Source organism: Saccharopolyspora sp. NPDC002376 (assembly GCF_053593195.1).
Genome location: NZ_JBSFBZ010000008.1, coordinates 82,869 through 103,799, shown reverse-complemented (window position 1 = coordinate 103,799; position 20,931 = coordinate 82,869). Strand labels below are relative to the sequence as shown.

Annotated in this window: 21 protein-coding genes; 14 read left to right on the top strand and 7 right to left on the bottom strand. The window is 68.3% G+C overall.

Features of this window, described 5'->3' with window-relative positions; all coding sequences use genetic code 11:
• Positions 1 to 24: 24 nt before the first annotated feature.
• Positions 25 to 570, bottom strand: coding sequence for an excalibur calcium-binding domain-containing protein (locus ACWCO2_RS08695; RefSeq protein WP_450127102.1), 546 nt, complete (start codon positions 568 to 570; stop codon positions 25 to 27).
• 1,016 nt (positions 571 to 1,586) lie between these two features.
• On the opposite strand from ACWCO2_RS08695, the gene ACWCO2_RS08690 reads away from it, so the two are divergent.
• Entirely contained in the window at positions 1,587 to 2,567 is a 981-nt protein-coding gene (locus tag ACWCO2_RS08690; RefSeq protein WP_450127101.1) for an ElyC/SanA/YdcF family protein, read from the top strand.
• Between the two features lie 157 nt (positions 2,568 to 2,724).
• Complete coding sequence (locus ACWCO2_RS08685; RefSeq protein WP_450127100.1) at positions 2,725 to 4,806, top strand: phosphocholine-specific phospholipase C; 2,082 nt, start codon at positions 2,725 to 2,727, stop codon at positions 4,804 to 4,806.
• 44 nt (positions 4,807 to 4,850) lie between these two features.
• Here the strand turns inward: ACWCO2_RS08685 and ACWCO2_RS08680 are convergent, their stop codons facing one another.
• Positions 4,851 to 5,216, bottom strand: coding sequence for a DUF6223 family protein (locus ACWCO2_RS08680; RefSeq protein ID WP_450127099.1), 366 nt, complete (start codon positions 5,214 to 5,216; stop codon positions 4,851 to 4,853).
• 218 nt (positions 5,217 to 5,434) lie between these two features.
• On the opposite strand from ACWCO2_RS08680, the gene ACWCO2_RS08675 reads away from it, so the two are divergent.
• Positions 5,435 to 6,550 (top strand): sensor histidine kinase, encoded by a 1,116-nt coding sequence (locus ACWCO2_RS08675; protein ID WP_450127098.1) that lies wholly within the window; start codon positions 5,435 to 5,437, stop codon positions 6,548 to 6,550.
• Entirely contained in the window at positions 6,547 to 7,209 is a 663-nt protein-coding gene (locus ACWCO2_RS08670; protein WP_450127097.1) for a response regulator, read from the top strand. Before ACWCO2_RS08675 ends, ACWCO2_RS08670 begins: the two co-directional genes overlap by 4 nt.
• Before the next feature lie 5 nt (positions 7,210 to 7,214).
• Here ACWCO2_RS08670 and ACWCO2_RS08665 read toward each other — a convergent pair whose 3' ends face one another.
• Both ACWCO2_RS08665 and ACWCO2_RS08660 read right to left on the bottom strand, forming a co-directional pair.
• Positions 7,215 to 9,359: a caspase, EACC1-associated type gene (locus tag ACWCO2_RS08665; protein ID WP_450127096.1), complete on the bottom strand. Its 2,145-nt coding sequence runs from the start codon at positions 9,357 to 9,359 to the stop codon at positions 7,215 to 7,217.
• Between the two features lie 32 nt (positions 9,360 to 9,391).
• On the bottom strand, positions 9,392 to 9,802 hold the full coding sequence (locus ACWCO2_RS08660; protein WP_450127095.1) for an effector-associated constant component EACC1: 411 nt from the start codon (positions 9,800 to 9,802) through the stop codon (positions 9,392 to 9,394).
• Positions 9,803 to 9,961: 159 nt separating this feature from the next.
• Here ACWCO2_RS08660 and ACWCO2_RS08655 point away from each other — a divergent pair, with 159 nt between their 5' ends.
• Positions 9,962 to 10,120 carry a hypothetical protein gene (locus ACWCO2_RS08655; RefSeq protein ID WP_450127094.1) on the top strand — a complete coding sequence of 53 codons (159 nt, stop codon included), beginning with the start codon at positions 9,962 to 9,964 and terminating at the stop codon, positions 10,118 to 10,120.
• A 79-nt stretch (positions 10,121 to 10,199) separates the two neighbouring features.
• Here the strand turns inward: ACWCO2_RS08655 and ACWCO2_RS08650 are convergent, their stop codons facing one another.
• Complete coding sequence (locus ACWCO2_RS08650) at positions 10,200 to 10,412, bottom strand: hypothetical protein (protein ID WP_450127093.1); 213 nt, start codon at positions 10,410 to 10,412, stop codon at positions 10,200 to 10,202.
• A gap of 145 nt (positions 10,413 to 10,557) precedes the next feature.
• Between ACWCO2_RS08650 and ACWCO2_RS08645 the strand changes: the two genes are divergently transcribed.
• From ACWCO2_RS08645 to ACWCO2_RS08635, 3 genes are all read left to right on the top strand, one after another.
• Complete coding sequence (locus ACWCO2_RS08645) at positions 10,558 to 11,427, top strand: helix-turn-helix domain-containing protein (RefSeq protein ID WP_450127092.1); 870 nt, start codon at positions 10,558 to 10,560, stop codon at positions 11,425 to 11,427.
• Positions 11,424 to 11,600: a DUF397 domain-containing protein gene (locus tag ACWCO2_RS08640; protein WP_450127091.1), complete on the top strand. Its 177-nt coding sequence runs from the start codon at positions 11,424 to 11,426 to the stop codon at positions 11,598 to 11,600. Before ACWCO2_RS08645 ends, ACWCO2_RS08640 begins: the two co-directional genes overlap by 4 nt.
• A gap of 335 nt (positions 11,601 to 11,935) precedes the next feature.
• On the top strand, positions 11,936 to 13,090 hold the full coding sequence (locus ACWCO2_RS08635) for an alkaline phosphatase PhoX (RefSeq protein WP_450127090.1): 1,155 nt from the start codon (positions 11,936 to 11,938) through the stop codon (positions 13,088 to 13,090).
• 116 nt (positions 13,091 to 13,206) lie between these two features.
• Here the strand turns inward: ACWCO2_RS08635 and ACWCO2_RS08630 are convergent, their stop codons facing one another.
• Positions 13,207 to 14,568 carry a cation:dicarboxylate symporter family transporter gene (locus ACWCO2_RS08630; protein WP_450127089.1) on the bottom strand — a complete coding sequence of 454 codons (1,362 nt, stop codon included), beginning with the start codon at positions 14,566 to 14,568 and terminating at the stop codon, positions 13,207 to 13,209.
• Between the two features lie 654 nt (positions 14,569 to 15,222).
• Between ACWCO2_RS08630 and ACWCO2_RS08625 the strand changes: the two genes are divergently transcribed.
• Positions 15,223 to 16,842 (top strand): sensor histidine kinase, encoded by a 1,620-nt coding sequence (locus tag ACWCO2_RS08625; RefSeq protein WP_450127088.1) that lies wholly within the window; start codon positions 15,223 to 15,225, stop codon positions 16,840 to 16,842.
• Entirely contained in the window at positions 16,839 to 17,519 is a 681-nt protein-coding gene (locus tag ACWCO2_RS08620) for a response regulator (RefSeq protein ID WP_450127087.1), read from the top strand. Before ACWCO2_RS08625 ends, ACWCO2_RS08620 begins: the two co-directional genes overlap by 4 nt.
• A gap of 191 nt (positions 17,520 to 17,710) precedes the next feature.
• Here ACWCO2_RS08620 and soxR read toward each other — a convergent pair whose 3' ends face one another.
• Positions 17,711 to 18,202: a redox-sensitive transcriptional activator SoxR gene (soxR, locus tag ACWCO2_RS08615; protein WP_450127086.1), complete on the bottom strand. Its 492-nt coding sequence runs from the start codon at positions 18,200 to 18,202 to the stop codon at positions 17,711 to 17,713.
• 63 nt (positions 18,203 to 18,265) lie between these two features.
• Between soxR and ACWCO2_RS08610 the strand changes: the two genes are divergently transcribed.
• The 4 genes from ACWCO2_RS08610 to hisH are packed head-to-tail and all read left to right on the top strand — an operon-like array spanning position 18,266 to position 20,919.
• Complete coding sequence (locus ACWCO2_RS08610; protein WP_450127085.1) at positions 18,266 to 18,961, top strand: thiamine pyrophosphate-dependent enzyme; 696 nt, start codon at positions 18,266 to 18,268, stop codon at positions 18,959 to 18,961.
• A complete protein-coding gene (locus ACWCO2_RS08605; protein WP_450127084.1) occupies positions 18,961 to 19,881 on the top strand; it encodes a transketolase family protein in 921 nt (306 codons plus the stop codon). Before ACWCO2_RS08610 ends, ACWCO2_RS08605 begins: the two co-directional genes overlap by 1 nt.
• On the top strand, positions 19,878 to 20,264 hold the full coding sequence (locus ACWCO2_RS08600) for a PPOX class F420-dependent oxidoreductase (RefSeq protein WP_450127083.1): 387 nt from the start codon (positions 19,878 to 19,880) through the stop codon (positions 20,262 to 20,264). Before ACWCO2_RS08605 ends, ACWCO2_RS08600 begins: the two co-directional genes overlap by 4 nt.
• A 25-nt stretch (positions 20,265 to 20,289) precedes the next feature.
• Positions 20,290 to 20,919 (top strand): imidazole glycerol phosphate synthase subunit HisH, encoded by a 630-nt coding sequence (hisH, locus tag ACWCO2_RS08595; RefSeq protein WP_450127082.1) that lies wholly within the window; start codon positions 20,290 to 20,292, stop codon positions 20,917 to 20,919.
• The last annotated feature ends 12 nt before the right edge of the window (positions 20,920 to 20,931 follow it).

The window sequence follows — 20,931 nt, the reverse complement described above, 5'->3', positions numbered from 1 at the left end:
CGGGGCGGCCAACGGCGCTTCTGGCTATTCGCAGGCGACGCCGTCGTGATCCCGGTCCAGTCCGCTCCGGTATCCCGGTTCGCCGGCGTAGAGGGGAGCGGCGCCGGCCTTCTTCGCTGCGGTGCAGTTCGGGTAGTACGCCGAACTGCTGTCGCCGCCACCGGACTTCTCCTCCGGTGTCGGCGTCGGCGCTGGCGGCGGCGGTGGCTTCGGCGGTCCGTCGGGCTGGGCCCGGGTGCGCTGCGGGTCGTCTGGCGCGGGGTCGACGTGGTCGGGGTCGCCGTCGCCGTCGCGGTCGGGCAGCGTCGGCCGGAGGCTCAGGTTCGCCGACAGGCTGGGGTAGTCGAGCCCGGTCGGGCACGCCACAGCGTTCGGGGAGACGTAGAGCGTGATCGTCGCTGGTGGGCTGATCGACGCGCCGGCCGGGACGTTCGTGCCGCACACCAGCGTCTCGGCGATCCAGGTGACGTCGTCGGCGTAGGCGGCGACCACCTCCGAGGCGACCTCGCCGGGGAGTGCCTCCAGGTCCTGTTGCGCTTGAGCGGTGGCCGTCCCCACCAGTGAGGGCATCGTCGGGGGCGGTGGTGCGGAGGGGCTCGCCGGTTGCGTCGACGTGCTCGGAGCGGTGGTGGGGCTGTGGTCCACGGCTGATCCGCCGCACGAGGCGAGCGCTCCGGTCAGCCCGACCGCGCACGCACTGATCGTGAGTTTCCTTCGCGTTCGATTCACGGCGGGCAAGCTACCAACGTAAATCGCCACGCGTAGGCGTTTCCGGAAACCAAACACCGATCAGACCAACCCGACCAACCCCAGCCGTCCGCCGGGCCGGGTCCCCGGAGGGGGTGCCGTTGTGCTTCGTGCGAGGCGGCCCCTTTTGCACAGCAGACATTTGACCGAACGCCCGACACGGGATCGGCAGCCGAGCGCCGCACTCCGGTTTCCGTTGCCTGGCCTGTGATTACTCGGACCGGTGATTGGCCGGATTCCTTCGCCACTATGAAGGCGTAGCGATCCTGGAAGCTGACCTGGTCCTCGGGATGACACTGCGGATCTCGGTAATTCCTTTGGCGATCTCTTCGTCGGAGTACTGCCTCTTGGCGCGGGTTCCTGAACCGCCTCCGCTGATCCCGCTCCTCGTCTGTTCGCTGACGTCGATCACGTTGCGGGCCAGGTCGAACCGGTACAATCAGCGCTGCCGCCGTAGTAGCGGTCCCGGTAGTTGGTCAACGACGGCAGCCACACCACAAGGTGGAACTTCACCGGCGTGGTTCCCTCCACGGAGGGTGCCTCGCGGCGCGGCTTCTTCAAAGCGGCGCCACCAGAACATCATGCAACGTTCAGTTCGAGGGCCCTACGCGGATTGGATGGATGACTAACCTCCGTCCGGATTTGCCCCTCAGAACGGAATGCACATGTCCTCTTCTCTCGGTGCCCGGCTTCGGACGGTTATCGCTTCTGGTGTCCTTGCTGCCGGACTCATCGCTGGCGCGATGCCGAACGTCCAAGCTGCCCCGCAGAACACCAAACCGACCGCAATGCCCCCGAGCTCGAGCACTTGCGAGATCGGATTGTCCCCGCTGCTCCCGATGCCGAAGCCGAAAGCCGACGGCAGGGGAACAGCGATGGACGGGATGCAGCCGGACTACGCGCGTTCCTACGCCCGTGGCACGCAGTTGACCGACGAGGTGGTCAACTACCGACGCTGGGAATGGAACCAGATGTACACGTCACTGGACGTCCAGCAGAAGGCAACCCCGGACGACCTCGACGTGTACCGCCTGCAGGCCGACGCCTACCTTGTCAACAGCGCGTACCCGGAAGCCCTGTCCCAGCTCGACCAAATTCTGCGTCGCAAGCCCGACGACATCCAGGCACTGGCTGTCACGGCGCTGGTCCAGCACTTCATGGGCAACAGCGACGACGCGCGGTGTCGCCTTTCCCATCTGCAGAAGCAGTCTCCGGCCGCGGCTCTCGACCTCCAGGGCTTCATCGGGAACACCGACGCCGACCAGTACGCGGTGTACGGCTCCGAGCCGCGGCAGGACGCCGACCCCGACGTGATCGCGGTGTTCGGGCAGTCTCCGAACCCGGACGGCACACCGTCCGCGGGCCTGCTCACGCGACTGACGAAGGCGAAGGAGATGGCCGACCGCTTCCCCGAGGCGTGGATCGTCGTCAGCGGCGCCGCGGTTCGCACCCAGTACGCCGAGGCCGACGTGATGCGCGACTGGCTGGTCCAGCAGGGCGTCGACGCTGCGCGGATCATCACGGACGACAAGGCTCGCGACACCGTTGGCAACGCGATGGGCATGGTCGCCGCCTTCCAGCAGTACGACCTGCACAACGTCCTCGCCGTTGGCACCGTCCAGCACCTGCCACGGGCCGTGACGACGCTCAAGGCTCTCGCCGACCGGTATCACTGGCCGATTGCGGTCGATGCTGCCGGTGGCGGGGAGGTCCCTGAGCCATCGAGCCAGGTGGGAGAGCGTCGCTACACCTATGTCACGGCTGCACGCGCGGCCGGCCTGTTCGAGTTGGACGACTTCGCGAAGTACGGCAAGCGTTGAGGGCTGCAGTCGCCCGAGCGTGGAGAGTGCCTGCCGGGCAGGGATTAGCCACGGTGCGTGCACTTCCCGTTACGCCAACTGGATGACACGAATGGTTCATCGTTGCGTCACGACGGGTCTTTCGGCGCTTCGCACTCGTCGGTGACGATGTCTGCTTGTGACTGAGGTTTCTCGACGCCGGGTGCTTGTTGGGGCTGTTGGTGCCGTTGGCGCCGCTGCTGCTGGTTCGCTTCTGCCGCCTTCACTGCACCGGGCCATGGCCCAACCGGTGCCAGAAGGTGGTTTGGACGCGCTTGAGCACGTCATCGTGCTGATGCAGGAGAACCGGTCTTTCGACCACTACTACGGGACTCTGCAGGGGGTTCGCGGGTTCGGGGACCGGCATCCGCTGCAACAGCCCGATGGTCGTTCGGTGTTCCAGCAGCCTGCCGTCGGCGGCGAGGTGCTGCCGTTCTCGCTGCGGCAGGGGGCTGAGCGGGAGGGGCGGCCCGTTTCGGACATCCAGTACCTCGGCGCCCTGGACCACAGCTGGGGCGGCAGCGGCAAGGCCTGGGCTCGCGGCTGGAACAACGACTGGATCGCTGCGAAATCCGCCGCGACCATGACCTACTACGAGCGGCAGGACATTCCGCTGCAGTACGAGCTGGCGGACACCTTCACCATCTGCGACGCCTACCACTGCTCGGTCTTCGGCTCCACCAACCCGAACCGCAACTACCTGTTCTCCGGCACCACCGGCTACGAGCCGGGTACCACCAAGCGCGCGGTCGGCAACGACGCCTACGACTACGGCCACGCCGGTTACGAGTGGACCACCTACCCGGAGCGGTTGGAGCAGGCCGGGCTGTCCTGGCAGATCTACCAGGAGTGGGACAACTTCACCGACAACCCGGTGGAGTACTTCCAGACCTTCAAGGAGATCGGGCACAAGGTGCTCGGCCCGGTGGACGGGAAGTTCCGCACCACCGAGGAGTTCTACACCGCGCTGTTCGACAAGCCCGCCGAGGAGCAGGAACGACTGCTCGCGCAGCTGGAAACCGGTCGCGCGGCGTTGACCGATGCCGAGCGGAGCCTGTTCGACCGCGCGATGTACCGCAGCAAGCCGGGCACGCTGGTCGAGCGGTTGCGCGCCGACATCGCGGCGGACCGGTTGCCGCAGGTCGTCTGGGTGGTGCCGTCCTCGACGGACTCCGAGCACCCCGGCAGTTCGACGCCGGTCGGCAGCGCGAACCTGATCTACCAGGTTTTGGACGTGATCGCGGATCCGAAGGTCTGGCCGAAGTCCGCGCTGCTGCTCAACTTCGACGAGAACGACGGCTTCTTCGACCACGTGTCGCCGCCGGTGCCTCCGAAGCCCGAGTCGGGGGAGGGCGACGACTACTTCGAGGGGCAGCCGATCGGCCTCGGCCCGCGGGTGCCGATGACCGTGGTTTCTCCTTGGACCATCGGTGGTTTCGTCAACTCCGAGGTCTTCGACCACACTTCGGTTGTGCGACTGCTGGAACGCTGGACCGGTGTGCAGGAGCCGAACATCAGCTCTTGGCGGCGGACCGCGTGCGGCGACCTGATTTCGGTGTTCGACTTCGACAACGCTGCCGAGCCGCCCAAGCCCGCCCAGCCGGGGCCGGTGCCTGAGCCGATCAAGCGCTGGCACCCGAAACCCCCTGCGGAGCAGGCGCTTCCGGTGCAGGAGCAGGGACGTCGGCCGGCCCGGACGTTGCCTTACCAGCCGCAGGTTTCGGGGGCGTTGGACGGCGAAACCGTGGCGCTGCGACTCGGAAACGTCGGCGCCGCATCCGCGCACTTCGCCGTCTACCCGTACGCCGGGGAGCTGCCCGAACCATCCCATGTGGACGTTCTTGGCGAGCAGGTGGTGACCGTGCCGGTCCGCGACGAGTACCGCCTGGCGGTGCAGGGGCCGAACCGGTTCTGGTTCGAGCTGAGCGGATCGCGTGGCGGAAAGGCTGCCGACGTCGACGTCCAGACCCGCCACACGGACCGCGGTCTGGCGCTGGAACTGCGCAACGGCGGGCGGCAGGACATCACCCTCCGCTTGCGCTCCGTCGGCTACACCGTCCACGAGGAGCAGGTCCGCGTCGCGGCGGGCGGAGCTCAGCCGTTGGAGTGGCCGACGGACCAGGGCTGGTACGACGTCGAGGTCACCACGCCCCAGGACAAGACCTTCTGCCGCCGCATCACCGGCCGAGCCGAGAACGGCCACCCCGGCGTCACCGGCTGACCCGGGTGAGCAGAGCCCGCGCTGGTAGGCGCGGGCTCTGCCGCTCAGGTGGTGCGGCGGGACCGGGACAGCGCCAGCCAGCCGAGGGCCGTGGCGATCAGACCCACCACCAGGTCGATGTAGCCGCCGACTATGCCGTAGCCGGTGCCCGGGCCGCCTTCGGCGGCGGCCACGACGAATCCGCCGATGACCATGCTCAACAGCCCCGCCGCGAGTGCCGCGGTGGCGCCCCGCCGCCCGGCTCCGATGCGTTTGGTGGAGCGGACGAGTGCCAGTCCGCCGACGACCGCGCCGCCCAGCCCTGCCAGTGCGGCGATCACGGACCAGAGGCGCCCGGGGGCCATGGTGTAGGCGCTGACTTGTTGGGCTTCGAACTGGGTGGCGGTGTCGGCGAGCAGGCGCAGTGACATGAGGTGCTCCGCGTGTGGTCGGCCCGGACGGACCGGGCTGCTGGGTTTTCCGGGAGTTCGATCATGTCCGCAAGACCCGTCTCCAGTCGTCGTGCAGCTGCGGGCAATTCGTGCTGCCACGGATGCTGCAGAGTCCGCCGGACTACCGCGGCTGCGGTAGGTGGAAGCTCATCCGCCGAGAGGCGTTGCACACGCGGGAATCCGGCTAGGGTGCACGCATGCGCGGAGGCCGGATCACTGTCCTGGACTGGGTGATCGCCTTCGGCGTGGCCGCGGCCTTGCTGGTGACCGGGCTTTCCGAGCAGCACTCCGCAACGACGCTCGATCCACTCGGCTACGCATTGTTGGTCGCCGGTGGGCTGGCGCTCGTCGCGCGCCGTTGGCTCCCGGTCACCGTTCTCGTCGCGACCGGCGTGTCCGCGCTGGGGTACCAAGCCGTCGGGTTCGACGTGCCCGCTGTTGCGTTCCTGTTCGCGGTGTACGCCACGGTTCGGGCAGGACACCGCGTCGTCGCGATCGTCGGTTCGGTGCTCATGCTGCTAGCGCTGCCGTTCGCGGTGCTGGTGTCCCCGCTCGACTTGGCCGTCGGCGAGGCTTTCGCGCGGACCCGGGACGTCCTCCAGATCGCCTGGCTGATCGCCGCCGGGGCGGCGGGCGAGGCGCTGCGGCAAGCCGAGCGCCGGGCGGACGAGGCCGAGCGCACCCGCGAGGAGACCGCGCGGCGCCGGGCGGACGAGGAGCGGCTGCACATCGCACGGGAGCTGCACGATTCGCTCACCCACCAGATCTCCGTCATCAAGGTGCAGGCCGAAGCTGCCGTCCACCTGGCCCAGAAGCGGGGCGAGCAGCCACCGGAGGCTCTACTGGCGATCCGGCAGGCAGGCCGCGAGGCGGCCCGAGAACTGCGGGCGACGCTGGAAGCGCTGCGCGACGACGACAAGAACCCGCCGCGCGGGCTCGACCACGTGCCGGAACTCGTTCGCCAGGCCCGCACGACCGGCCTGGACGCGGAGCTGACGATCGAGGGCGAGCGCAACGACGTGCCGTCCGCGGTCGACCGGACCGCGTACCGGATCGTCCAGGAATCCCTGACCAACATCGCCAGGCACGCAGCCGCCACCACCGCGTCGATCCGGATCGACCATCGTCCCGATGCCCTGGTCATCCGCGTCGATGACGATGGCGAAGCCGCTCCGAAGGCCTCAGCACCCGGCGTCGGACTGCTCGGGATGCGGGAACGAGTCACCGCTCTCGGCGGCAAACTGCACGCGGCGCCACGCGACGAAGGCGGCTTCACCGTCCGAGCAGAACTCCCCGTGGAGCGAAAACCGTGATCCGAGTCCTGCTGGTCGACGACCAGCCGCTCATCCGCGGAGGATTCCGCGCGCTCCTCGACGCCGAGGACGACATCGAGGTGGTGGCCGAGGCCGCTGACGGCAGCGAAGGCGTGGCCCTGGCCAGACAGCACCTGCCGGACATCGCGCTCATCGACGTCCAGATGCCGGTCGTCGACGGCATCGAGGCAACTCGCCGCATCGCTGCGGATCCGGCGCTGGCCGAGGTGCACGTCGTCATCCTGACCAACTACGGCTTGGACGAGTACGTCTTCAACGCCCTGCGCGCGGGCGCGGCCGGATTCCTGGTCAAGGACATCGAACCGGAGGACTTCCTCCACGCCGTGCGCGTCGCTGCCCGCGGCGATGCCCTGCTCGCACCGTCGATCACCCGCAAGCTGATCGACCGCTTCGTCGCCCAGCCACTCGAAACCGGCACCAGCCCGGGGCTGGAGGAGCTGACCAACCGCGAGCGCGAGGCAGTCGCACTGGTCGCGCACGGCCTGTCCAACGACGAGATCGCCGAACGCATGGTGATCACCCCGATGACCGCGAAGACCCACGTCAACCGGGCCATGACCAAGCTCCACGCCCGAGACCGAGCCCAGCTCGTGGTCCTGGCCTACGAATCCGGCCTGGTAACCCCGCGAAACCCCTGACGGCCTTACCAGGCCATCCGACGCGTCGCAGGCATCGGAGCAGCCGGTTCGCGCTCGTCGTCCTCCGAAGTGGTCGCCCGGCGCGAGACCACGCGAGACAGCAGCGACGGCTTCTTCCGCAGCTGGGACAACGCCTTCGACGCTTCCGGATGCCCGTTGAACAGCGCTTCCCGGAGCCATTGCTCTGCCTCGTCGCGATCCCGGCCGGTGAACATGATTCCGAGCCGGAACATGGCCTCGACGTGGCCCTCGACCGCAGCTCGCTTGTACCGCTGCAGCGCCGCAACGCGCTCCTGCGCCGCTTCCGAAAGCACCCCCAGCCGGAACATCGCTTCGACGTCGTCGTCCGCGGCTCGCAGGTACCAGTCCTGCGCGGTCGCGGTGTCGCCGTCGTTCTCCGCGAGCGCACCCAGGTTGAACATCGCGATGGTTTCGCCGCGATCGGCCGCCAGCCGGTACCAGTTGCGCGCTTCCGGGATGCGCCCGTCGTCCTCGCAGAGCACGCCCAAGTTGTTCATGGCGCTGGCGTGGCCGACCTTGGCCGCGCGCCGGTACCACTGCTCGGCCTCCTCCTGCCGGTCGTGCTCGTGCAGGAAGAAGCCGAGGGCGAAGACCCCCTTCAGGCTGTTCTTGGCCGCTGCCGAGCGGTAGTGGAACTCGGCCTCGCGCAGCCGGCCGGCCTTCTCCTCAACACCCCCGAGATCGGCGCTGGCGTCGGCGTCACCCGCGTCGGCGGCGTCCCGGAACTGCCTGCTGTCCTTGGCCTCGGCGCTGGCCTCGCGCAGCGATTCGGCGAAGTTGGCCACGGCTCTCTCGCGCTCGCGCGCTGCCTCCGAGAGGTTCGTCTTGGCGTCGATCCGGCCCAACCGCTGCACGAGTTCGCTCAGCTCGTGCTCGGGGACGCGTCCGGAGACCGCCGCCATGCGGAACCAGCGCACGGCCTGGGTGACGTTGCCCTGCCGTCCTTCCACGATGCCGAGGTGGAGCATCGCGTCGTCGTCGCCGTTGGCCGCCCCTCGCCGGTACCACTCCTCGGCCTCGGTGCGCGAGCCGTTCTCCTCGCAGAGCGCACCGAGGTGGAACATCGCGCCGGGGCTGCCGGTTTCCGCCGCGCGCTCGAACCACTGGACCGCCTCCTCTCTGCGGTCCTGCGATTTCAACAGGATGCCGAGGGAGAACATCGCTTCGGGGGATCCGTCTTCCGCCGCTTCGCGATACCAGGTCTCGGCGTCCGAGGGCTTGCCCTCGGCCCAGAGGTTCTGGCCGAGCCGCAGCATGGCCTCGGGGTGGCGGGCTTCGGCGGCGCGGCGGATCCAGGTGGCGGCTTCCGATTTGCGGCCGCGTTCGCCGAGGACGATCGCGAGGTTCAGCATCGCGTCGGTATCGCCGTTGCGCGCTGCCTGCTCGTACCACTGCTGAGGAGTCGTGGTGTCCGCTTCGGCTGCTGGCTCTGGTTCGGGTTCCGGTTCGGGCTCGGGTTCCGGTGGTGCGTAGGCCTGGTTCGGCGCGAGGGCGAGCATGTCGGACGTTTGGGTGCCGAGCCGTTGCGGCGGTGGCTCGTTGCGACTCGCCATCACCCGCCGCAGACCCTGGTACAACGCGTCCAAGGTCAGCAGTTCCGGCTCGTCCGCGATGCCGTCGCGCAACAGGGCGAGCAGCTCACCGGTGAACGTGGTGTGCTCGGCGCCTTCCGGAGCGGTGGAGGGGTCGTTGGCCGGTGCGGAGGTCAGGGTGTAGGAGCCGTCGATCTCGATCTGCCCGGCCACCATGGTTTCCTGCTCGCCCATGGCAGCGATCGCGCGTCCTGAGAAGCAGCAGTCGAGGATAACCACGCGGTTGCGCGCGGTGGAACTCGCGATGATCTCGCGGATGCCGCTGAACGGCAGAGCGCTGAAACTCAGCAGATCGCTCTGGGTTTCGGGAAGCGACAGGTACAGGTGCCCGCTCTTCAGGCCCACCAGCCCGTGTCCCGCGTAGTAGACCAGCAGCATGTCCTGAGCCTGCGAGGCGGCGTTCTTCAGATGTGCGCCCAGTGCAACGCGGTCGTCGGGATCTGACAGCACCGTGCAGTGCTTCGGATCGAGCCCCGCTCCTCGCTCGCTCGTCAGCGCGGCGGCGAGGTCCCGCAGGTTGTTGCGGACAGCGGGCAAGCCGGTCAGGTGGGCGAAGGTACTGGTTCCGATCAGGACGGCGCGCGAGGTGTCCCGGCAGGGTAATCGCACGTCATTCCCCCCTGCTCGGACCGCGCCTCCGACGGTGGGTGCGCTTCGAGCTGCCGCAGCACGCGCACCACCTCCTCCGGGTTCGGGACGCGTTTGGCATCGAACTTCACGCGCCGCTTCGACCCGTCGTCCTCGATCTCGACGGTGAGGTCCGAATGCCGCTGCTGGAGCCACACCCACAGCGAACGGGCCAGCACGGTCACCGCTCCACCTGCGCCCAGCGAGACCACGAGCGCATCCGCGAGCGCCCCCATCTGGCCGGGCTCCGGTGCGGGCTGGTCGAGCGAGACCTGCCCGCGGAGCTCGTTCTCCAAAATCAGCCATTGATACAGAGACAGCAGCTCTCCGTGCTGATCGGATGCGTCCGTCACCTGAATTCGCGCTGCCATCTGTCCCCCAGCAGGTCACATCGAGTCGATCTTGTAACTGATAGTGACTTTATTGCCGTGTGGTTCCGGAAGGCAAGCGTCCTAGGTGTGCAACGCCCTCAGCTGCGGAGCTGCTAGGAGTGGCTCGGTAGGCTGCTGGGTATGGGCGATTTCCTCCCGATCCTCCTGCTCGCGCTCGCGGGCTTCCTCATCGGCGGCGCTTACTCGACGTGGAAGACCGCGCGCGGGTTCGCGATCATGCTCGCCGTCGCCGCCGTCATGGCCGTCGCCGGCGGCATCGGCTGGATGATCTACGGGTGAACCGCCAGCGCGATTTCGCGTGATCTTCGAACGTAGAAGGGCGCCTTGAGTCACGAGCTGGCTCAAGGCGCCCTCCGCTTCAGGCCGAGTGAGCAACGAGGTCCTGGTCGGCGATAGCGACCGCGTCGCGGAGCAATGCGAAACCGCGGCGAGTGCAGGTGAGCACCAGCTCGTCGTTGCCCTGGAAGATCAGATTCACCTCGTCTCCCGCCGCGTCGTACTCGTGCGTGACCACAGCGGTCTCCGATATCCCGACCAGCGTGGCGGTTTCAACCCCTTGCCCTCGATACACGGCCGACTCCCCTCCGGGTACATGACCCGAACTAGGTAAGGTTCAACTGACGAATTCTTCAAGGGGAGTAACTCCCCTTGAAGAAGAGTTATGGGTAGTCATACGCTTCTCGTAAGTCCCTGAACGGGTGGTTGGAGGCCGCGACATGGGCTACGGCCGACCGACGGTGGAGCGGCGTCAGCTCGGCCTGATGCTCAAGAAGTTGCGAGAGCGGAAGGGTGTCTCGCAGAACGACGCGGCGGCAGCGATCGGCCGGAAGCAAGCCCGCATCAGCAGGGCGGAGATCGGCGTCGGATCGCTCGCGCAGGACGAACTTGCCGAGCTGCTGAATTTCTACGGAGTACCCGAGGGCGAGCAAGCCACTGCACTTGCTCTAGGTGCACAAGCCCGAAAACGGCAACGCGGTCGGGCCTACGCGGACCAGCTGCCGCATTCCTTCGAGCGCCTTGCCGACCTTCAGGCCGACGCCAAGTCGATCGGGTTCTACGAGGCCGGTGTTGTTCCGGGATTGGCTCAATCGGCCGATTACGTTCGTGCGGTCATCGATGCTGGTGACGGCGTCTGGTGGAGCTCGTCGGAACACGAGGTGGAAAGCCGGGTCGCATTTCGTCTCGAGCAACAGCGCCGGGTTCTGGAGGCCAACGAGCCCAAGCGTGTCGCCCTCGTTCTCTCCGAGGCCGCCGTGGACCAGGTTGTCGGCAGCGCGTCCGTGCTGCGTGGGCAGCTCTTGCATCTCCTCCAGCTCGGTGAGCGTCCGAACGTCACGGTCCAGGTGCTGTCGAGCGGTGTGCGGAACAACCCGTTGTTGGGCGGAGGGCTCGTCACGCTCGACTTCGGGAGCGCGGTTCCCCGAATCGCTTTCGTCTCGGTGCTCTACGGACCTGGGATCTACCACGATCAAGAAGAGGACACTGCTCCGATGTTCCGCGCTTTTGAACGGGTGCAGGAACTGGCGTTGGACGAGGCGTCAACCCGAGACTTGCTGATCGACAAGCTGAAGGATCTCAGGCAATGAGCTATGACACCGGATGGTTCAAGAGCAGTCGCAGCTCCGCAGCCAGCAACACGTGCGTAGAGGTTCGATTAACCGACTTCGCCGTGGCGGTGCGGGATTCGAAGGCTCCTGACGACGGGCACATCCAAGTCAGCCACACCGCATGGCGGAGATTCCTGGCCAGCCTCAGCTGAAGCACTCGGCGCATCGCTGGTCGCTAGATGAGCGAAGGGCGTCTTCCCGTTGATCGGGGAGGCGCCCTTCGCGCTGTTGGGGCAGCCCTCGGTGTCCGCCGCTTCGGATGGTCTGTCCAATAGGGACTATTCCCTGCTGGAAGAACGGCTTTATACTTCGGGGTTCTCCAAAGAGTCTTCCCTTTTCGGAACTCTTCCGGTCCACCCGCCAGCCGGAAAGAGTTCACGGCTTCGGCACTGATCGGAAACCGGCCGCCCTCTACATTTCCTGAGGCCTGTTTTGGCCGGTTTCGGCCTCAGGTCCTCTGTTTCCGCTCTTGGAGAGGGACACCATCGTGGAAAGACGGAATTTCCTCCGCGCCGCCGTGGTCGGTGGCACCGCGGTCACCCTGGGATTCAGCGTCACCCGGGAATCCATCGCCTACCCCGCCCAGACCGGTACCAGCCCTTACGGAGCTCTGCAGGCCGCTGACGCCAACGGCATCCAGCTGCCCGCCGGCTTCACCAGCCGCGTGATCGCCCGCTCCACCAAGACCGTCGGCAACACGGGCTACACCTGGCACAGCGCGCCCGACGGCGGCGCGTGCTTCGCCGACGGAACCGGCTGGATCTACGTCTCCAACTCCGAGATGAGCAGCGGCGGCGGTGGTGTCAGCGCCGTCAAGTTCGACGCCGACGGCACCATCACCGGCGCCTACCGCACCCTCTCCGGCACCACCCGCAACTGCGCCGGCGGCGCCACTCCGTGGAACACCTGGCTGTCCTGCGAGGAAACCGACTTCGGCTACACCTGGGAAACCGACCCCCGGGGCATCAACCCCGCTGTCCGGCGCGATGCGATGGGCCAGTTCAAGCACGAGGCCGCCGCCTGCGACCCCGACCGCAGGGTCATCTACCAGACCGAAGACCAGTCCGACGGCTGCTTCTACCGGTTCATCCCCACCACCTGGGGCGACCTGTCGGCCGGCGGCACGCTGCAGGTGCTCGTGGAGAACGGCAGCACCCTGTCCTGGGTGAACGTCCCCGACCCCGACGGCAACCCCACCGCCACCCGCAAGCAGGTCTCCGGTGCGAAGCTCTTCAACGGCGGTGAAGGCGCGTTCTACCGCAACGGCACCTGCTACTTCACCACCAAGGGCGACAACCGCGTCTGGGCCTACGACGCGGTGAACAACCAGCTGCACATCGCCTACGACGACAACCTGACCTCGAATCCGCCGCTGACCGGCGTGGACAACATCACCGGTGCCGCCGTCGGCGACCTGTACGTCGCCGAAGACGGCGGCAACATGGAGGTCTGCATCATCACCCCCGACGACGTCGTCGCCCCGTTCCTCCGCATCAACGGCCAGTCGGGCTCCGAGATCGCCGGTGTCGCGTTCAACCCCGCCGGAAACCGCCTGTACTTCTCCTCCCAGCGCGGCGCCACCGGCACCAGCAGCGGCGGTATCACCTACGAAGTCACCGGCCCCTTCCGCACCACCCTCTGATCCCGCCTGATCACCTTCTGGCACGTGGCGGTCGGCGCCGAAACCGCCGACCGCCACACCGGATGTGCGAAGGGCGTCTCCCCGTTGATCGGGGAGACGCCCTTCGCGCTGTCGCGTCAGCTCTTGGCCGCGACCTTCTCGGTTTCGTCCTCAGCGGAGGGTTTGCCGTCGTGGTCGTCGGCGAAGGACTGCTCGTTGAACGGGATTTCGCCCGCGAACACCTGCTTCATCTGGTCCCGGTCGATCTCCTTGGTCCAGGAGCCGATGAGGACCGTGGCCACCGCGTTGCCCGCGAAGTTGGTCAGGGCGCGGGCCTCGGACATGAAGCGGTCGATGCCCACGATCAGGCCGACGCCGTCCAGCAGTTCCGGGCGGTGCGACTGCAGACCGCCGGCCAGGGTCGCCAGGCCCGCGCCGCTGACACCGGCCGCGCCCTTCGAGGCGACCATCATGAACAGCAGCAGGGACACCTGCTCGCCCAGCGACAGCGGGTCGCCCAGGGCGCTGGCGATGAACAGCGACGCCATCGTCAGGTAGATCATGGTGCCGTCGAGGTTGAACGAGTAGCCCGTCGGCACCGTGATGCCCACGACCGGCTTGCTCACGCCGAGGTGCTCCATCTTCGCGATCAGCCGCGGCAGCGCCGCCTCCGACGACGAGGTGGACACGATCAGCAGGAACTCGCGGCCCAGGTAGCGCAGCAGCGAGAAGATGTTGACCCGCGCGAACATCCAGAGGATCGGTCCCAGGACCAGGAAGACGAACAGCAGGCAGGTCGTGTAGAAGCCGACCATGATGATGGCCAGGCCCTTGAGCGCGGCCACGCCGGTTGCGCCGACCACCGCCGCGATCGCGCCGAACGCGCCGATCGGGGCCGCCCACATCACCATCGCCAGCATCTTGAACACCAGTCGCTGGATGTGCTCGATGCCGCGCAGGATCGGGGTGCCCTTGTCGCCCAGCGCCTGCAGCGCGAACCCGGCCAGCAGCGCGACGAGCAGCGTCTGCAGGACCTGGCCCTCGGTCAGCGAGGACACCAGCGTCTTCGGGATGATCCCGAGCAGGAATTCCGTGGTGGTCTGCGTTTCCTCGCTGGCCTGCTCGGCGCCCTGACCGCGCATCTCGTCGGTGATTTGCAGGCCCTCGCCGGGGTGCAGCACGTTGCCGACCGCGAGGCCGATGATCAGGGCGACCACCGACATGATCATGAAGTAGCCGAGGGCGAGACCGCCGACCTTGCCGACCTTCGCGGCCTGCCGGACGCCGCCGACGCCGAGCACGATGGTGCAGAAGATGACCGGCGAGATCATCATCTTGATCAGTTCGACGAAGCCGGTGCCCAGCGGCTTGAGGGCCTTGCCGAGGTCGGGGGCCAGGAACCCGACGGCGATACCGGCCAGCACGGCGACGATCACCGCGATGTAGAGGTAATGCGTCCGGTCCCGGCGACGTGGTGTCGCAGCGTCTTTGCTTGCCACTGTTGCGCTCCTACCTGGACGAGCCGGGTCATACTCGCGGCCACCCGTGGTCCAGGTCACGGTGTGGCCGGGAGAGACTATCTGTGCCCGGCAACACTTTCGTCACGCTTGTGTTCATTCTGTTCACAAATGTGATGCCTCGTCCGGATTCCCGGCGCGGCCGTGCAGGGCGATCTCGGCAGCTCGTCGCACGACGTCGGAGGTCGTACCTGCGATTTCGGCGTGCATGGCGGCATCGATCGCTCCGAGCAGTGCGCCGGTGAGCTCAGCTCGTCGAGTTCGTCGGGGTAGGCGTCGCGGAGGGCGTGCGCGAGCTGCTGCTGCAGGGATGCGTTGCGCAGCAGCGCGCCTGCGCGCAGAGCCGGGACTTCGGCGGATCGCGGCGACTACTACCAGACCGCCGGAGCGCGCTCCGGCATTCGCCAGGCGGAGCCCGATGTCCGGAGAACCTGTCTCCGGTGGTCGTTTTGCGTGGCGGTGCGGGTGGCGGAACTCAGACGCGGCCTGGACTGCGGGTGCCCGACGCAAAAGATCAAGAAACCGGGTCGAAGACAGGCTCCAAAAGGACTCAGGCGCCGCAGGTGGCCGGATTTCCGCAGGTCGAGGGTGATGTAGCCTCCTGGAGTCACACCCCCATTCGTCCACGGGTCCGTCATGCCTACTGCCGATGCGCGCAACTGGTCCGGCCGCGTTCGACCGCAGTGGAGCCTCGCCAGACAGCTGTTCGTGCTCCAGGTCGTCGTGGTGGCCGTCGTGGTGCTCGCCGGCACCGCGCTGGCCTGGTACGACGCGCGGCAGCGCAACGAGGACGCGGCCCGCGACAAGGTCGTGGCGGTGGCCCGCACCCTGGCCGCGCAACCGGACGTCCAACGCGGGCTGGTCGAGCCGAACCCGACCGCGAACCTGCAGCCGCTGGCCGAACGGGTTCGCGCCGACACCGGGGTCGACTTCATCACGATCATGTCCCCGCAGGGCATCCGCTACACCCACCCCGACCCGACGCAGATCGGCCAGCCGTTCCTCGGCCACATCGAGCAGGCCGTCGCCGGGCAGGTGTTCACCGAGATCTTCCCGGGCACGCTCGGGTTCTCGGTCCGAGCCGTGGTGCCGGTCTACGACGACGCGCGTCGGCTGCTCGGGCTGGTCTCCGATGGCATCACGGTGCAGACGATCTCCTTGGAGCTGGAGAAGCGCGTCACCTGGCTGGTGCTGGTCGCCGCGGGCGCGCTGCTGGTCGGCGGGCTGCTGACGTACCTGGTCAGCGCCGGGTTGCGCCGCCACACCCACGGCCTGCGCCCCGCCGAGCTCAGCCGCATGTACGAGTACCACGACGCGATCCTGCACGCGGTGCGCGAAGGCCTGCTTCTGATCGCCCCGGCCGGCCGGGTGACGTTGTGCAACGACGGGGCCGGTCTGCTGCTCGGCTTGGATCCGGTCGCGGTCGAAGGTCGGAAGGTGTCAGAGCTGGGACTGCCGGAATCGCTCGTCGAGACCCTCGGCGCGGGGCGGACGGTGTGCGACGAGGTGCACCTGACCGACGAGCGGGTGCTGCTGGTCAACGTCTCGCAGATCCGCAGCGGCGGCCGCGATCTGGGCACCGTGGTCACCTTCCGGGACCACACCGAGCTGCAGGCGTTGAGCGGGGAGCTGGACTCGATGCGCGGCTTCGCCGAAACGCTGCGCTCGCAGGCCCACGAATCGGCCAACCGCCTGCACGCGGTGGTGTCGCTGATCGAACTCGACCGCGCGGACGAGGCCGTCGCGTTCGCCACCGCCGAGCTGGAGCTCGCCCAGCGGCTCACCGACCGCGTCGTCGGGGCGGTCGGGGAACCCGTGCTGGCCGCGGTGCTGCTGGGCAAGAGCGCTGAAGCCGGGGAACGCGGGGTGGAGGTCGTGCTCACCGACGACACCGAGATCGACGACGTCGACCTGGCGCACGTCGACTCGCGGGACCTGGTGACGATCCTCGGCAACCTGATCGACAACGCGGTGGAAGCCGTGGCGGAGCGCCTGCAGCCGCGCGTGGCGGTGACCGTTCGGTCCACTTCGGACGGTGTGCTGATCCGGGTCGCCGACAACGGGCCGGGCGTGGATCCGCAGAGCGCTCGGCGGCTCTTCGAGCGCGGCTGGTCGACGAAGGATTCGGGCCGCGGTCTCGGGCTCGCGCTGGTCGGGCAGAGCGTGCGCCGCCACCGCGGCAGCATCGAGGTGACCAGCGACGGCGGCGCGGTGTTCACCGTGCGGCTGCCGTCCGGATCGGACGTGGTGCGGTGATCTCGGTGCTGGTGGTGGAGGACGACCCGCTGGTCGGCGAGGCCCACGAGGCCTACGTCAACCGCATCGACGGCTTCGAGGTAGCCGGCCGGGTCCGAACCGGGCAGGCAGCGCTGCGCTTCGTCGAACGCACCCCCGTCGACCTGGTCCTGCTCGACCTGCGCCTGCCCGACATGGACGGCCTGCAGGTGGCGCGAGGCCTGCGCAACGCGGGTAGCACCGCGGACGTGATCGCGGTGACCTCCGTCCGAGAGCTGAAGGTGGTGCGCGCCGCGGTGTCCAGCGGAGTGGTCCAGTACCTGCTGAAACCGTTCACCTTCGCAGGAATGCGGGAAAAGCTGGAGCACTACGCCCGATTCCGGGCAAGCCTCGGCCACGACCGAGAGGTCAGCGGCCAAGGCGAAATCGACCGAGCCTTCGCAACCCTCCGAGGAGTAGACCGCGCAGCCCTCCCAAAGGGAATGAGTGACGAAACCCTGGCATCAGTGGTCTCAGCACTCCGCGCAGCCCCGGAAGGCGCCCCAGCAGGCACGGTAGGCGAAGCCGCTGGAGTCTCCCGAGTGACGGCCCGCCGCTACCTCGAATACCTGGTGAACAACGGCATGGCAGAACGCCGCCCCCAATACGGCGGCGTAGGCCGCCCAGAAATGACCTACCGCTGGACAGGCGAAGCCTGACACCCACTGTTCAAGCGGTGGTGACGGCCGTCGATTTTTCCTGGAACTGGCTCCCTCCCGACCGCAGGCTCCGTCGAGAACGCGGCCAGTATTAGGAAAGATCGCCTCGCCCCAGGTGACCACCTACCGCTTTGAACCCGAAGCAACCCCGTCCCCAACGGCACCTCTCATCGCACAGCCCGCCCGGGCTGTCACCCGCGGTCCGCGGTCGGCCGAAGAAGCGGCGCCCCCGGCCCGAGCTCCGCGAGCTTGTCGTCGGCGTTGTGCAAGGTGCAGGTCCGCAGCGACAAACAACCACACCCGATGCACCCGGTCAGCCGATCGCGAAGCCGCTGCAACCCGTCGATCCGCGCGTCCAGCTCGTCCCGCCACCGCCGAGACAGCCGCGCCCAGTCCGCCTTGGTCGGCGCGTGGTCGTCGGGCAGCGTGGCGAGCGCTTCGGCGATCTGCTCCAGGCTCAGGCCAACGCGTTGCGCAGAACGGATGAACGCCAGCCGGCGCAGCACCGACCGGTCGTAGCGACGCTGGTTGCCGGTGGTCCGGGTGCTGGAGATCAGCCCGCGGTCCTCGTAGAAGCGCAGGGCGGTCTGCGCGACTCCGCTCCGGTGGGCGACTTCGCCGATGGTGAGCAGTTTCGGAAGCTTCGACACGCCCGCCAGGCTAACCCGAAACACTTCGAGCATGCTCGAGGTTTTCCCGAAATCGGGTCTTGACCTCCAGTTCGCTCGAAGTTCCACCCTGGCTGCATGACGATCACCACGACGTACGGCTACGCCGATCTCCGGCCGCTGATGAGCGCGATGACCGGCGACGAGAAGCACTCGGCCGCCGCGACCTCCACACTCGACGTCCTGTGGGTGCTCTACGACCAGGTCCTGTCGGTCGACCCGCAGCGCCTCGACGACCCCGAACGCGACCGCTTCCTGCTGTCCAAGGGCCACGGCCCGATGGCCTTCTACGCGGTGCTGGCCGCCAAGGGCTTCCTGGATCCCGCCGAGCTGCCCGGCTTCGGCCAGTTCGACTCCAGACTCGGCTTCCACCCCGACCGCGTGCTGGCTCCCGGTGTGGAGATCGGCAGCGGCTCCCTCGGACACGGCCTGCCGCTCGGCCTCGGCGTCACGCTGGGCCTGCGCGCTCAAGGGCACGACCGGCCACGAGTCGTCGTCCTCGTCGGCGATGCCGAACTCGACGAGGGCAGCAACCACGAGGCCATCCAGGTCGCCGGGCGGTGGGGACTGGAGCAGCTGACCACCGTGGTGGTGGACAACAGCTCCTCCAGCACCGGCTGGCCCGGCGGCATCGCCGACCGCTTCGCCCGCGAGGGCTGGGCCGCGCGCACCGTCAACGGCCGCGACCACGGCGAACTCCGCCGCGCCCTCACCGACACCCACCCGGACCGCCCGCTCGCGGTGGTCGCCGAAGTCGAACCCAAGGAGCTGTGATGACCGCCCCGACGATCGCCGCCACCATGCGCGACCAGTTCGCCCAGACCGTCGGCGAAGCGCTCGACGCCGACCCGCGAGTGGCCGTCGTGCTGGCCGAGATCTCCGCGGACCGCTTCACCGAAGCCGCGCAGCGCCATCCGCGCCGGGTGCTCAACGTCGGCATCCGCGAGCAGGCCATGGTCGGCGTGGCCGGCGGGCTGGCGCTGACCGGACTGCGGCCGGTGGTCCACTCGATCACGCCGTTCGCGGTGGAGCGACCCTTCGAACAGCTCAAGCTCGACCTCAGCCACCAGGGCGTCGGCGCGATCGTGGTCAGCACCGGCGCCTCCTACGACTACCCGACGGCGGGGCGCACGCACATGGCGCCCGGCGACGTCGCGCTGATCGACACGCTGCCCGGCTGGACCGTGCACGTCCCCGGCCACCCGGCCGAGGTCGACGCACTGCTGCGCTCGGCGCTGCCCGGCGACGACCCCGTCTACCTGCGGCTTTCCGAACGGGTCAACGCCGAGCCGCTGGTGACGGGTCCGGGCTGGCGGACGGTCCGCAGCGGCAGCAGGGGAGTGGTGCTGGCCGTTGGACCGATGCTCGACCCGGTGCTGACCGCCACCGCCGCGCTGGACGTGACCGTGCTGTACACGGCCACGGTCCGGCCGTTCGACGCCGCCGGACTCCGCGAAGCGGTGGGCGCGGCGGGCCCCGAGGTGGTGCTGGTGGAGCCGTACCTGCGCGGAACCTCGACGCACGAGGTCAACGACGCGCTGGCCGACATCCCGCACCGGTCGCTGGCCCTGGGCGTCCGCCGCGATCAGGAGTTGCGCGCGTACGGAACCGCCGAGGAGCACGAGTCCGCGCACGGCTTGGGGCCGACCGCGATCGCCGCGTCGATCCGCGACTTCCTGGACGGAGGCCGATGACCTTCACCGACAGCGAGGTCGAGTACTTGGAGAGCCAGACGCTGGGGCGGCTGTGCACGCTCGGACCGGAAGGGCAGCCGCAGGCGCGACCGGTCTGGGTGCGCCTCGGGCCGGACGGGACGATCGACATCGTCAGCTGGTCCAACACGACCTCGCAGAAGTGGCGGAACGTCAAGCGGGATCCACGGGTCTCGTTCGTCGTCGACGACATGGACGGGAAGTGGGGAGCGCGCGGCATCGAGATCCGCGGGGCGGCCGAGGCGCTGCTCGGGGTCGGGTCGACCGAAGACGGGTTGAGCGGCGATGTCATCCGCATCCGCCCGGAGCGCGTCCTCGCGTGGGGCATCGACGTGGAACGCCTCGAAGCCCGCAACGTGGGGTGACCGCCTGCGCCGGTAGCCTGGGGCCGTGGCACGAGTCGTCATCTTGGACTACGGATCAGGCAACCTCCGCTCCGCCGAACGCGCGCTAGAGCGCGTCGGCGCCGACGTCGAGGTGACCGCCGACCATCGTGCCGCGATGGAGGCCGACGGCCTGGTGGTCCCCGGCGTCGGGGCGTTCGCGGCCTGCATGGAAGGCCTGCTGGAGGTCGGCGGCGACAAGATCATCGATCACCGGCTGGCCGGTGACCGTCCGGTGCTGGGCATCTGCGTCGGCATGCAGGTGCTCTTCGACGAGGGCGTCGAGCACGGCATGCAGGCCAACGGCTGCGGCCAGTGGCCGGGCACCGTCGAGCGGCTGCACGCCGATGTCCTGCCGCACATGGGCTGGAACGAGGTCGACGCCCCGGAGGGCAGTGCGCTGTTCGCCGGGATGGAGCCGGGCACCCGCTTCTACTTCGTGCACTCCTACGGCATGCGCCGCTGGGAGCTGGATCCGTCGGACTCGATCGCGCCGCCGCTGGTGACCTGGGCCGAGCACGGCGAGCGGTTCGTCGCCGCGGTGGAGAACGGCCCGCTGACGGCGACCCAGTTCCACCCGGAGAAGTCCGGCGAGGCGGGCGCTCAGCTGCTGCGCAACTGGCTGGGCACCCTGTGACGCGCCGCTCCG

Bases quoted from the DNA above. Each gene is read 5' to 3' on its own strand.
- ACWCO2_RS08690 (WP_450127101.1), top strand. From the start codon at position 1,587: ATGCCGAAGCCGAAAGCCGACGGCAGGGGAACAGCGATGGACGGGATG.
- ACWCO2_RS08645 (WP_450127092.1), top strand. From the start codon at position 10,558: ATGGGCTACGGCCGACCGACGGTGGAGCGGCGTCAGCTCGGCCTGATG.
- ACWCO2_RS08675 (WP_450127098.1), top strand. From the start codon at position 5,435: ATGCGCGGAGGCCGGATCACTGTCCTGGACTGGGTGATCGCCTTCGGC.
- soxR (WP_450127086.1), bottom strand. From the start codon at position 18,202: ATGCTCGAAGTGTTTCGGGTTAGCCTGGCGGGCGTGTCGAAGCTTCCG.
- ACWCO2_RS08625 (WP_450127088.1), top strand. From the start codon at position 15,223: ATGCCTACTGCCGATGCGCGCAACTGGTCCGGCCGCGTTCGACCGCAG.
- ACWCO2_RS08605 (WP_450127084.1), top strand. From the start codon at position 18,961: ATGACCGCCCCGACGATCGCCGCCACCATGCGCGACCAGTTCGCCCAG.
- ACWCO2_RS08680 (WP_450127099.1), bottom strand. From the start codon at position 5,216: ATGTCACTGCGCCTGCTCGCCGACACCGCCACCCAGTTCGAAGCCCAA.
- ACWCO2_RS08610 (WP_450127085.1), top strand. From the start codon at position 18,266: ATGACGATCACCACGACGTACGGCTACGCCGATCTCCGGCCGCTGATG.
- ACWCO2_RS08695 (WP_450127102.1), bottom strand. From the start codon at position 570: ATGCCCTCACTGGTGGGGACGGCCACCGCTCAAGCGCAACAGGACCTG.
- ACWCO2_RS08655 (WP_450127094.1), top strand. From the start codon at position 9,962: ATGGGCGATTTCCTCCCGATCCTCCTGCTCGCGCTCGCGGGCTTCCTC.
- ACWCO2_RS08600 (WP_450127083.1), top strand. From the start codon at position 19,878: ATGACCTTCACCGACAGCGAGGTCGAGTACTTGGAGAGCCAGACGCTG.
- ACWCO2_RS08640 (WP_450127091.1), top strand. From the start codon at position 11,424: ATGAGCTATGACACCGGATGGTTCAAGAGCAGTCGCAGCTCCGCAGCC.